This is a genomic window from Rhizobacter sp., assembly GCF_035702065.1.
In the GTDB taxonomy this organism is placed as follows: Bacteria; Pseudomonadota; Gammaproteobacteria; order Burkholderiales; family Burkholderiaceae_C; genus Rhizobacter.
Genome location: NZ_DASSRA010000003.1, coordinates 1 through 11,793 on the forward strand (window position 1 = coordinate 1; position 11,793 = coordinate 11,793).

At 69.1% G+C, this 11,793-nt stretch carries 11 protein-coding genes; 7 read left to right on the top strand and 4 right to left on the bottom strand.

Annotated elements, in window-relative coordinates; all coding sequences use genetic code 11:
* The first annotated feature begins 223 nt into the window (after positions 1-223).
* The 7 genes from kdpF to kdpE are packed head-to-tail and all read left to right on the top strand — an operon-like array spanning position 224 to position 9,184.
* Complete coding sequence (gene kdpF / locus VFL64_RS00170) at positions 224-316, top strand: K(+)-transporting ATPase subunit F (protein ID WP_489538353.1); 93 nt, start codon at positions 224-226, stop codon at positions 314-316.
* Positions 313-2,016 carry a potassium-transporting ATPase subunit KdpA gene (gene kdpA / locus VFL64_RS00175; RefSeq protein ID WP_489538354.1) on the top strand — a complete coding sequence of 568 codons (1,704 nt, stop codon included), beginning with the start codon at positions 313-315 and terminating at the stop codon, positions 2,014-2,016. Before kdpF ends, kdpA begins: the two co-directional genes overlap by 4 nt.
* A 2-nt stretch (positions 2,017-2,018) precedes the next feature.
* Positions 2,019-4,169, top strand: coding sequence for a potassium-transporting ATPase subunit KdpB (gene kdpB / locus VFL64_RS00180; protein ID WP_489538355.1), 2,151 nt, complete (start codon positions 2,019-2,021; stop codon positions 4,167-4,169).
* Between the two features lie 15 nt (positions 4,170-4,184).
* On the top strand, positions 4,185-4,763 hold the full coding sequence (kdpC, locus tag VFL64_RS00185; protein WP_489538356.1) for a potassium-transporting ATPase subunit KdpC: 579 nt from the start codon (positions 4,185-4,187) through the stop codon (positions 4,761-4,763).
* Between the two features lie 42 nt (positions 4,764-4,805).
* Positions 4,806-5,774 carry a magnesium/cobalt transporter CorA gene (gene corA, locus VFL64_RS00190; protein ID WP_489538357.1) on the top strand — a complete coding sequence of 323 codons (969 nt, stop codon included), beginning with the start codon at positions 4,806-4,808 and terminating at the stop codon, positions 5,772-5,774.
* Between the two features lie 15 nt (positions 5,775-5,789).
* Positions 5,790-8,495 (top strand): two-component system sensor histidine kinase KdpD, encoded by a 2,706-nt coding sequence (gene kdpD / locus VFL64_RS00195; protein WP_489538358.1) that lies wholly within the window; start codon positions 5,790-5,792, stop codon positions 8,493-8,495.
* On the top strand, positions 8,492-9,184 hold the full coding sequence (kdpE, locus tag VFL64_RS00200; RefSeq protein ID WP_489538359.1) for a two-component system response regulator KdpE: 693 nt from the start codon (positions 8,492-8,494) through the stop codon (positions 9,182-9,184). The genes kdpD and kdpE overlap by 4 nt, the downstream gene beginning before the upstream one ends.
* A 4-nt stretch (positions 9,185-9,188) precedes the next feature.
* Here kdpE and VFL64_RS00205 read toward each other — a convergent pair whose 3' ends face one another.
* The 4 genes from VFL64_RS00205 to VFL64_RS00220 all read right to left on the bottom strand — a co-directional run.
* Positions 9,189-10,196, bottom strand: coding sequence for a S49 family peptidase (locus tag VFL64_RS00205; RefSeq protein WP_489538360.1), 1,008 nt, complete (start codon positions 10,194-10,196; stop codon positions 9,189-9,191).
* A complete protein-coding gene (locus VFL64_RS00210; protein WP_489538361.1) occupies positions 10,193-10,582 on the bottom strand; it encodes a Rieske (2Fe-2S) protein in 390 nt (129 codons plus the stop codon). Before VFL64_RS00210 ends, VFL64_RS00205 begins: the two co-directional genes overlap by 4 nt.
* Entirely contained in the window at positions 10,575-11,237 is a 663-nt protein-coding gene (locus VFL64_RS00215; RefSeq protein ID WP_489538362.1) for an HAD family hydrolase, read from the bottom strand. The genes VFL64_RS00210 and VFL64_RS00215 overlap by 8 nt, the downstream gene beginning before the upstream one ends.
* 15 nt (positions 11,238-11,252) lie before the next feature.
* Positions 11,253-11,793: RluA family pseudouridine synthase (locus VFL64_RS00220; protein WP_489538363.1), on the bottom strand; the 541-nt coding region annotated here is incomplete at its 5' end.

Genomic DNA, 11,793 nt, shown 5'->3' on the forward strand with positions numbered 1-11,793 from the left:
CACCGGCAACAGCGAGCACCCGAGCAACTGAGCGCTCGTTGATACCGTTTTGATGCGCCACCACGCGACTTTGACGACATCTTGATGCGCTGATTCCTACGATCCCTCCATCCCTTTCGATGGAGTTGTCGATGGACATCGTGTACCTGGCGCTCGCCGCCGCGTTCTGGCTCATCCTGGCCGCCATGGCCCGCGGCTGCGCCCGGCTCGGAGGGCCTGCGCAATGAGCTGGCTCTATGTGCTGGGCAGCCTCGTCTCGGCGGGCCTGCTGGTTTACCTCGTGGCCGCGCTGCTGCGGCCGGAGGACTTCTCATGACTCCCCAGGCCTGGCTCCTGCTGGCGGTCTACAGCCTCGTGCTGCTTCTGCTCGCCGTGCCGATGGGGCGCTACATCGCCCACGTGATGGAGGGCCGGTTGCGCTTCGCCACGCGCGTCGAAAACGCCCTCTTCCGGCTGTGCGGCATCCAGCCCGAGGTGGAGATGGGCTGGCTGCGCTATGCGCTCGCCCTGCTGCTCTTCAATGCCCTGGGGGTGCTCGCGGTCTACGCCTTGCAGCGGCTTCAGCTGTGGCTGCCGTTGAACCCGCAGGGCATGGCCAACGTCTCGCCCGACTCGTCGTTCAACACCGCCATCAGCTTTGCCACCAACACCAACTGGCAGGGCTACGGCGGCGAGCAGAGCATGAGCTACCTGACCCAGATGCTGGGGCTCACGGTACAGAACTTCCTCTCCTCGGCCACCGGCATCGTGGTGGTAGTCGCGCTGATCCGCGGCTTGGCGCGCCACTCGGCCCAGGGCATCGGCAACGCGTGGGTCGACCTGACCCGGGTCACGCTGTGGATCCTGCTGCCCATCGCCTTCATCGCCGCGCTGTTCTTCGTGCAGCAAGGCGTGATCCAGAACTTCGATGCCTACCGGGACGTGGGCACGCTGGAAGGCGCGCGCCAAACCTTGGCCATGGGGCCGGTCGCGTCGCAGGAGGCGATCAAGATGCTGGGCACCAACGGTGGCGGCTTCTTCAACGCCAACTCGGCGCACCCGTTCGAGAACCCGACGGCGCTCAGCAACTTCGTGCAGATGCTGCTGATCTTCCTGATCCCGGCCGGCCTGTGCTTCAGCTTCGGCCACATGGTGCAGGACCCCCGCCAGGGCTGGACGATCTACGCCGCAATGTTCGTGCTCTTCGTGGCCGGCGCCATCGCCGCCGTGGCCTTCGAGCAGCAGGGCAACCCGCAGCTCGCGGCGCTGGGCGTCGACCAGGTGGCCAGCGCCACGCAGGCCGGCGGCAACATGGAAGGCAAGGAAACACGCTTCGGCATCGCCGCCTCGGGCCTCTTCGCCACCATCACCACCGCGGCCTCGTGCGGCGCGGTGAACGCCATGCACGACTCCTTCACCCCGCTGGGCGGCCTGGTGCCGCTGGTCAACATGCAGCTGGGCGAGGTGGTGTTCGGCGGCACGGGCACGGGGCTGTACGGCATGCTGGTCTTCGCCATCCTGGCGGTGTTCATCGCCGGGCTGATGATCGGCCGCACGCCCGAGTACCTGGGCAAGAAGATCGAGGCCCACGAGATGAAGATGACGTCGATCGCCATCCTCGTGACGCCGCTGCTGGTCTTGCTGGGCACGGCCATCGCGGTGATGAGTGACGCGGGCCGCGCCGGCATCGCCAACCCCGGCGCGCATGGCTTCTCCGAGATCCTGTACGCCCTCACCTCGGCCGCCAACAACAACGGCAGTGCCTTCGCCGGGCTGTCGGCCAACACGCCCTTCTACAACGTGCTGCTCGCCGTGGCGATGTGGTTCGGCCGCTTCGGCGTGATCGTGCCGGTGCTGGCCATCGCGGGCTCGCTGGCGGCCAAGAAGCGCATCGCCGTCACCGGCGGAACCATGCCCACGCACGGCGGCCTGTTCGTCACGCTGCTGATCGGCGTGGTGCTGCTGGTCGGGCTTCTCAACTACGTCCCCGCGCTGGCACTCGGCCCCGTGGTCGAGCACCTGCTGCTCTGGAAGTGAACATGACACGCAAGACCTTCACCTTGTTCGACCCGGTGCTGCTCCGGCCGGCCGTGGTCGACGCCTTCAAGAAGCTCGACCCCCGCATCCAGTGGCGCAACCCGGTGATGTTCGTCGTCTACGTCGGCAGCATCGTCACCACGCTGCTGTGCGCCCAGGCGGCGGCCGGCCCCGGCGAGGCGCCGGCGGGCTTCATCCTCGCCATCGCCTTGTGGCTGTGGTTCACCGTGCTCTTCGCCAACTTCGCCGAAGCCATGGCCGAAGGCCGCAGCAAGGCGCAGGCGGCTTCGCTGCGCGGCCTGAAGAAGGAGACCTGGGCCAAGAAGCTGGACGGACCGAGACCGGCCGAAGCGCCGGGCCGCCCCAAGCCGGCCGGCGTCCCCTCGGGGGATGACTCGCGTACTCGCCAGTCCAGGGGCCCCATGAATGGCGCGAAATGGCATCCGCTCGAATCACAGAACCTGCGCCGCGGCGACACGGTGCTCGTGGTGGCCGGCGACGTGATGCCGGCCGACGGCGAAGTGATCGAAGGCGTGGCCTCGGTGGACGAGAGCGCCATCACCGGCGAATCGGCCCCGGTGATCCGCGAGTCGGGCGGCGACTTCTCGGCCGTGACCGGGGGAACGCGCGTGCTGTCGGACTGGATCGTCGTGCGCGTGACGGTGAACCCCGGCGAGACCTTCGTCGACCGCATGATCGCCATGGTCGAGAACGCCAAGCGCCAGAAGACGCCCAACGAGATCGCGCTCACCATCCTGCTGGTGGCGCTGACCATCGTGTTCCTGGTCGCCACCGTCACCCTGCTGCCCTTCTCCCTGTTCAGCGTGAGCGTGGCCCAGGCCGGCTCGCCCGTCACCGTCACGGTGCTGATCGCGTTGTTGGTGTGCCTGATCCCGACCACCATCGCCGGCCTGCTCTCGGCCATCGGCGTGGCCGGCATGAGCCGCATGCTGCAGGCCAACGTGATCGCCACCTCGGGCCGCGCGGTGGAGGCGGCCGGCGACGTGGACGTGCTGCTGCTCGACAAGACCGGCACCATCACGCTCGGCAACCGCCAAGCCTCGGTGTTCCTGCCGGCGGCGGGCGTCAGCGAAGGCGAACTCGCCGACGCCGCGCAACTGGCCTCGCTGGCGGACGAAACCCCCGAAGGCCGCAGCATCGTCGTGCTGGCCAAGCAGAAGTTCAAGCTGCGCGAGCGCGACCTGCAGAGCCTGAACGGCCAGTTCGTGCACTTCTCGGCGCAGACGCGCATGAGCGGCGTGGACCTGCCGGGCCGTCAGGTGCGCAAAGGCGCGGCCGACGCGATCCGCAAGCACATCGAGGCCCTGGGCGGCGCCTTCCCGGCCACGCTGAGTGCGGCCATCGACGAGGTCTCGCGCCGCGGCAGCACACCGCTGGTGGTGGCCGACGGCACCCGCGTGCTGGGCGTGATCGAGCTCAAGGACATCGTCAAGGGCGGCATCAAGGAACGCTTTGCCGAGCTGCGCCGCATGGGCATCAAGACCGTGATGGTGACCGGCGACAACCGGCTCACTGCAGCGGCCATCGCCGCCGAAGCCGGGGTGGACGACTTCCTGGCCGAGGCCACGCCGGAACAGAAGCTCGCCCTGATCCGCCAGTACCAGGCCGAGGGCAAGCTCGTGGCGATGACCGGCGACGGCACCAACGACGCGCCGGCCCTGGCCCAGGCCGACGTGGCCGTGGCCATGAACTCGGGCACGCAGGCCGCCAAGGAGGCCGGCAACATGGTCGACCTCGACAGCAACCCCACCAAGCTGATCGAGGTGGTGGAGACCGGCAAGCAGATGCTGATGACGCGCGGCTCGCTCACCACCTTCAGCATCGCCAACGACGTGGCCAAGTACTTCGCCATCGTGCCGGCCGCCTTCGTCACCACCTACCCGCAGCTGGCGGCGCTCAACGTGATGGGGCTGGCCAGCCCGTCGTCGGCCATCCTGTCGGCGGTGATCTTCAACGCCTTGGTCATCGTCTTCCTGATCCCGCTGGCGCTCAAAGGCGTGAAGTACCGGCCCGTGGGCGCCGCCACGCTGCTGCGCCGCAACCTCGCCATCTACGGCCTGGGCGGGGTGGCGGTGCCCTTCATCGGCATCAAGCTCATCGACCTGGCGCTCAGCGGCGCCGGCCTGGTCTGAACCTCGGAGAACACCATGAAGACCTTGATTCGCCCTGCCTTCAGCCTGTTCGCCGTGCTGAGCCTCGTCACCGGCCTGGCCTACCCGCTGCTCGTCACCGGCGCGGCCGGCATCGCCTTCCCCGAGCAGGCCGCCGGCAGCCTGCTGGCGAAGGACGGCAAGCCGGTCGGCTCGGCGCTGATCGGCCAGAGCTTCAGCGACCCCCGCTACTTCTGGGGCCGGCCGTCGGCCACCGGCCCCACGGCCTACAACGCCGCCGGGTCGGGCGGCTCCAACCTGGGGCCGCTGAATCCGGCGCTGGTGGATGCGGTGAAGGGGCGCGTGCAGGCGCTGAAGGCCGCCGACCCGGGCCACACCACTCCCGTGCCGGTGGATCTCGCCACGGCGTCTGCCAGCGGACTCGATCCGCACATCAGCGCGGCCGCGGCCGAGTACCAGGTGGCCCGCGTGGCCCGCGTCCGTGGCATGGCGCCCGAGCAGGTGCTGTCCCTGGTGGCCCGCCATACGGAGGGGCGGCTGCTGGGCTTCCTGGGCGAGCCGCGCGTCAACGTGCTGCGGCTCAACCTGGCGCTCGACGCCGCCGGCCGGGGCTGATCGGAGCAAGAATCGGCCTACCGCCACTCGCCCTCTCCCACCATGCTGATCAACTGTGTGGCCTACCAGGAAGGCAAGAAGCTCGCCGACATCCCCGTCGGCGAAATCAGCGACTACGTCCACCAGCCAGGCACCTTCGTCTGGGTCGCGCTGCGCGACGCCACGCCAGACGAGCTGGCCACCATGCAGCAGGAGTTCGGGCTGCACGACCTGGCCGTCGAAGACGCCCGCCACGGCAACCAGCGCCCCAAGGTCGAGGAGTACGGCGACACGCTGTTCGCCGTGCTGCACACGGTGGAGCTCAGCGCAGTCGACGAGCTGACGGTCGGCGAGGTCGACGTCTTCGTCGGCCGCAACTTCGTGCTGTCGGTGCGCAACCGCAGCCACAAGAGCCTGCTGGGCGTGCGCTCCCGCGCCGAGAAGGAACCGCACCTGCTGCGGCATGGATCGGGCTTCGTGCTCTACGCACTGATGGACGCGGTGGTCGACCGCTACTTCCCCATCATCGACGCGATGGAGAGCGAGCTCGAAGCCATCGAGATGCAGATCTTCGAGCGCGGCGCGGCTCGCCGCAACATCGAACAGCTGTACGGGCTCAAGCGCCGGATCATGGTGGTCAAGCACGCCGTCACGCCCTTGATGGAATCGACCGCCAAGCTCTGGAGCGGCCGCGTGCCCTCCGTCTGCGAAGGCAGCCGCGAGTACTTCCGCGACGTGTACGACCACCTGCTGCGCATCAACGCCACGCTCGACACCTTGCGCGACACCCTCGGCACCGCCATCCAGGTCAACCTCGCGATGGTGACCATCGAAGAGTCCGAGACCACCAAGCGCCTGGCGGCCTGGGCCGGCATCTTTGCGGTGGCCACGGCCTTTGCCGGCATCTGGGGCATGAACTTCGAGCACATGCCCGAGCTGAAGCTGCTCTATGGCTACCCGGCGGCACTGGGCCTGATCGCCATCTCGTGCAGCCTGATGTACTGGCGCTTCCGCCGCGTGGGCTGGCTCTGAGCTGACTCTCCCTCAATGACCGACGAACGCCCCGACCCCGATGCGCTGCTGGCGCGCCTGCATGAAGAGGCGGCGCAGGCCGGGCGGGGCAAGCTCAAGATCTTCTTCGGCGCGTCGGCCGGCGTCGGCAAGACCTACGCCATGCTGTCGGCCGCCCGCACCCTGAAGGCCCAGGGCACCGACGTCGTGATCGGTGTCGTCGAAACCCATGGGCGTGCCGACACCGAAGCGCTGGTCGGTGGCCTCCCGCGCCTGCCGCTCAAGGAAGTGCCGTACCGCGACCGGCTGCTGAAGGAGTTCGACCTCGACGGCGCGCTTGCGCGCAAGCCGCAGCTCGTTCTCGTCGACGAGTTGGCCCACTCCAACGTGGCCGGCTCGCGCCACCCCAAGCGCTGGCAGGACGTGGAAGAGCTGCTCAGCGCCGGCATCGACGTCTGGTCGACCATGAACGTGCAGCACCTGGAGAGCCTGAACGACGTGGTGAGCGGCATCACCGGCATCCGCGTTCAGGAGACGGTGCCCGACCGCGTGTTCGACGAGACCGACGAGGTGGTGATCGTCGACCTGCCACCCGACGAGCTGCTGCAGCGCCTGAAGGAAGGCAAGGTCTACCTGCCGCAGCAGGCCGCCGCCGCGGTGCGCAACTTCTTCCGCAAAGGCAACCTCATCGCCTTGCGCGAGCTGGCGCTGCGCCGCACCGCCGACCGTGTCGACGACGAGATGCTGCAGTACCGCCGCAGCGTGGCGCAGGCGCCCGTCTGGCAGACCCGCGAGGCGCTGCTGCTGTGCATCGGCGCCGACGAACGCTCCGAGAAGCTGGTGCGCGCCACCGCCCGCATGGCCATGCAGCTCGACGTGCCGTGGCACTGCATCCACGTCGAGACGCCCAAGCTGCAGCGCCTGCCCGAAGCAGCACGACAGCGCGCCTTGCGCCTGCTCAAGCTGGCCGAGGAGGCGGGCGCCACCACGGCCCTGCTCAGCGGGATGACGCTCGCCGGCACCGTGGTGAAGTACGCGCACGAGCACAACCTGTCGCGGGTGGTGCTCGGCCGCGACACCGGCCGCCTGGCGCGGCCGTGGCGACAGACGCTGGCCGATGCCGTGGGCGGCCAGGGCGTCGACCTCGACGTGATCCAGATCGCCCTGCCCGCGCGCCGGCGCGACACGGCCCCGCCCGCACGCGGGCCGCAGCCCGACGAGGCCCAGGCCTCGGGCTGGCCGCCCTACGCCTGGAGCCTGGCCATCTGCGCGGCGGTGACCCTGCTCACCGCGCCACTGCACTCGAAGCTCGACCTGGCGAACATCGTGATGGTGTTCCTACTGGCGGTGGTGCTGGTGGCCGTGCGCTTCGGGCGCGGGCCGGCGGTGATGGCGGCCTTCCTGAGCGTGGGGGCGTTCGACTTCTTCTACGTGCCGCCGCGCTTCACCTTCAGCGTGGGGGATGCGCAATACCTGCTCACCTTCGTCGTGATGCTGGTCGTCGCACTCGTCATCGGCCAGATGACGGCCGGGCTCAAGTTCCAGGCGCGCGTGGCCCGGCAACGCGAGGAACGGGTGAGTGCGCTGTATGCGATGTCGCGCGACCTCTCCGGCGCGCTGATGCCCGAGCAGGTGGCCGAGATCGCGGCGCGCTTTCTCCGCTCGGAGTTCAACGCGCGCTCGGGCCTGCTGGTGGCCGACCTGCACGACAAGGTCAGCCCGGCCCTGCCGGTGCCCGACCCGGCGACGCACATCGACCTCGGCGTGGCGCAGTGGGCCTATGCCCACGTGCAGCCGGCCGGACACGGCACCGACACGCTGCCCGGCTCGGCCGCGCTCTACCTGCCGCTGAAGGCGCCGATGCGCGTACGCGGCGTGCTCGCGATCGAGCCGGCAAGCGCCTCGAAGCTCTCCAGCCCCGAGCAGCGCAGGCTGCTCGACACCTGCGCCTCGCTGCTGGCCCTCTCGCTGGAGCGCATCCACTACGTGGAGGTGGCGCAGGACACCACGCTGCAGATGGAGTCGGAGCGCCTGCGCAACTCGCTGCTCGCCGCCATCTCGCACGACCTGCGCACGCCGCTGGCAGCCCTGGTGGGCATGGCCGAATCGCTCGCGCTGATGGAGCCGCCCCCGTCGGGCACGCGCGGCGAGATCATCACCGGCATGCGCGAGGCCGCGCTGCGCATGAACGCACTGGTCGGCAACCTGCTCGACATGGCGCGCCTGCAGGCCGGGCCGGTGCATCTCAACCGGCAGTGGCAGCCGCTCGAAGAGCTGGTGGGCGCGGCGCTGAAGGCCATGGGCGGCACGCTGGCGCCGGCGCGCGTGCATGTATCGCTGCCCGACGACCTGCCCTTGCTGGACGTCGACGCGGTGCTGTTCGAGCGTTTGCTGTGCAACCTGCTCGAGAACGCCGTGAAGTACACGCCCGCCGGCAGCCCGATCGAGATCAGCGCGCAGGCCTCGGACACGCACGTCACGCTGCGCGTCGACGACCACGGCCCGGGCCTGCCCAAGGGGCGCGAGGAGGCCATCTTCGAGAAGTTCGAGCGCGGCCACAAGGAGAGCGCCGCACCCGGCGTGGGCCTGGGCCTGGCGATCTGCCGCGCCATCGTGCAGGCGCACGGCGGCTCCATTCATGGCGAGACGCGGCCCGGCGGTGGTGCGCGCTTCAGCGTCAGCCTGCCGCGCGGCACGCCGCCCAGCATCGAGCCTGACAATGAGGCTCAGGAGGAGGCATGAGCGATCCCGTGGTCAAGGTGCTGGTGGTGGAAGACGAGGCAGAGATCCGCCGCTTCGTGCGCCTGTCGCTCACGCGTGAAGGCTTCGAGGTGCACGAGGCCGAGGGCGTGCAGCGCGGGCTGATCGAAGCCGGCACGCGCCACCCCGACATCGTGATCCTCGACCTCGGCCTGCCCGATGGCGACGGCGTCGACCTGATCCGCGACCTGCGCACCTGGTCGGACGTGCCGGTGGTGGTGCTGTCGGCCCGCAGCACCGAAGACGACAAGATCGCCGCGCTGGATGCGGGTGCCGACGATTACCTGGTCAAGCCCTTCGGTACCGGCGAACTGCTGGCCCGCGTGCGTGCCCACCTGCGCCGCCGCGCTGCCGGCGCCACGGCCGGCAGCACCGTGCTGGAGTTCGGCGAGGTGAAGATCGACCTGGCCCGCCGCACGGTCGAAAGAGGCGGCGAACCCCTGCACCTCACGCCCATCGAATACCGCTTGCTGACCCACCTGGCCGCGCGGCCCGACTGCGTGCTCACGCACCGCCAGGTGCTCAGCGCCGTGTGGGGCGCGAACCACCTGGAAGACACGCACTACCTGCGCGTCTACATGGGCCACCTGCGGCGCAAGATCGAGGCCGACCCGTCGCAGCCGCGCCACCTCGTCACCGAGACGGGCATCGGCTACCGCTTCGTGCCCTGAACGCTCAGCGCATCGGCGCCATGCTGCGCATGGCCTTCACCGCGCCCGCACCCACCGAGGCACCGAAACGCTTGGCCAGGCGCTCGGCCACGTTCTCCTTGGGCGTGTAGTCGATGATGTCCTCGGCCTTCACCACCTCGCGCGCCACGTAGTCGAGGTTGCCCAGCTGGTCGGCCAGCCCGAGCTTGATGGCCTCTTCGCCGTTCCAGAACAGGCCGGAAAAGGTGTCTTGCGTGAGCTTGAGGCGCTTGCCGCGGCCATCTTTCACCACCTTGATGAACTGCTGGTGGATCTGGTCGATCATGGCCTGGGTGTAGGCGCGCTGCTTGTCCGTCATGGGCGAGAACGGGTCGCCGATCCCCTTGTTGTCGCCCGCGGTGATGAGGCGGCGCTCGACGCCGAGCTTCTCCATGGTGCCGGTGAAACCGAAGCTGTCCATCAGCACGCCGATCGAGCCCACGATGCTGGCCTTGTCGACGAAGATCTCGTCGGCCGCCACGGCCATGTAGTAGGCGCCCGAGGCGCAGATCTCTTCGACCACCGCGTAGACCTTCTTCTTGTGCAAGGCCTTCAGGCGGCGGATCTCGTCGTTGACGATGCCGGCCTGCACCGGGCTGCCGCCGGGCGAATTGAAGCGGATCACCACCGCCTGCGCGCCTTCGTCCTCGAAGGCGGACTTGAGCGCGGCCACCAGCATCTCGGCGCTGGCCTCGGTGTCTTCGGCGATCTCGCCGCGTACTTCCACCAGTGCGGTGTGCGGGCCGCTCGGCGCCACGGTCGGGTTGCGGGCGTTGAGCACGGCCCAGAACACGAGTGCGAAGAAGCTCAGCCACAGCAGGCGGAAGAACACGCGCCAGCGGCGCTCAGTGCGGCGGTCGGCCAGGTAGTCGCGTGCGAAGAGGGCCAGCGTCTGCTCCAGCGCCGAGGGCGCAGGCGCAGGAGCCGGTGGTGCGATGGGCGCAGCAACCGCAGCCTGCTCGGGCGCGGGCGGAATCTCGTCTTGGGGGTTCATGCGGGAAATGCCGGTTGGGTGTCGCGGGAAGGATACCAATACACCTGCCCGTCGCGTTCGATCACCTGCAAGGCAGTGAGCTTGCCGCGGCCGCAGGGGCCCCCCACGCAGCGCCCGCTCCGGGTGTCGTAGGTGGCGCCGTGGATGGAGCAGATGATGAACTCGCGCTCGCTGTCGAGGAACTCGCCCGGCTGCCAGTCCATCTCGGTGGGCACGTGCAGGCAGCGGTTGAGGTAGGCCACCACCTGGCCGTCGAAGCGCAGCGCGAAGGCGCGCGCCGGGGCGTGGTACTGCAGCACGTCGAAGACGATCGCCTTGCCGCGCTCGGCCAGTTCGTCAGACGCGCACAGGTGCTGCGCCGGCCACTCGGTTGCGGGTTCAAGCATGTCGGGCCAGCCAGTCGGCCAGGTCTTGCGTGGAGTGGGCGATGTGCAGCGGCGCGAACTCGGCAAAGCTCGCCGGCTCGTGCGCACCGTAGCTCACGCCCACGCTGGCGGCGCCGGCATTGGCGGCAAGCTGCAGGTCGTGCGTGGTGTCACCGATCATCAGCGTGCGCTCGGGCTCGACGCCGAACTCGCGCATCAGCTCCAGCAGCATCTGCGGGTTGGGCTTGGAGGCGGTTTCGTCGGCGGTGCGGGTGGCGTCGAACATGCCGCGCAGCTCGACGCTGGTCAGCGCTTCGTCCAAACCCTTGCGCGACTTGCCGGTGGCGACCGACAGCCAGTGGTTGCGCGCTTTCAGCGCCTGCAGCATGGCGAGCGTGCCCTCGAACAGCACGATCTCGTGCTGCTTGGCGAAGTAGTGGTGGCGGTAGCGCGCGCCGAGTTCCGGGTAGCGCTCGCGCGGCAGGCCCGGCGCGGCATGCTGCAAGGCCTCGATCAGGCCCATGCCGATCACGTAGCTGGCGTCCTTGTCGCTGGGCACGGCCACGCCCAGGTCGGCACAGGCCGACTGGATGCTGCGGGCGATGAGCGCGGTGGAGTCGAACAGGGTGCCGTCCCAGTCGAAGGCAATGAGGTCGAAGCGGCGGGGTCGGGTCATGGGGCTCAACAGGAATCAGCGGGAGGGAGAAAGCGCCTGGACGAAGGCGTCGCACTCGATTGGCAAGGGTGCCTCAAGCACCATGTCCTCGCCCGTGGCAGGGTGCTCGAAGCGCAGGTGGCGGGCATGCAGGAACATGCGGTCGAAGCGGTGGCCTTGGGCGGCCTCGCCTTTGGCGACCGCCTTGTTGACGGCGAAGTCTCCGTACTTCTCGTCGCCCACGATGGGGTGGCCTTCGTGCGCCAGGTGCACGCGGATCTGGTGGGTGCGGCCGGTCTTGATGGTGACGTCGAGCAGGGTGAAGTCACCCAGCTTCTGCGCTACTTTCACGAGCGTGATGGAGCGGCGGCCTTCTTCGTGGTCGTCATCGACAGTCCGCACCCGGCGCTCACCCTCGCCGGTGAGGAACTTGTGCAGCGGCACGTCGATCACCTTGCGGCTGGCCGGCCACTCGCCGCCGACCAGCGCCGCGTAGGTCTTGCCGGTCTCGCGGGCACGCAGCTGGTCCTGCAGCGCGGTCAGCGCCGAGCGATTCTTGGCGATCAGCAGCAGCCCG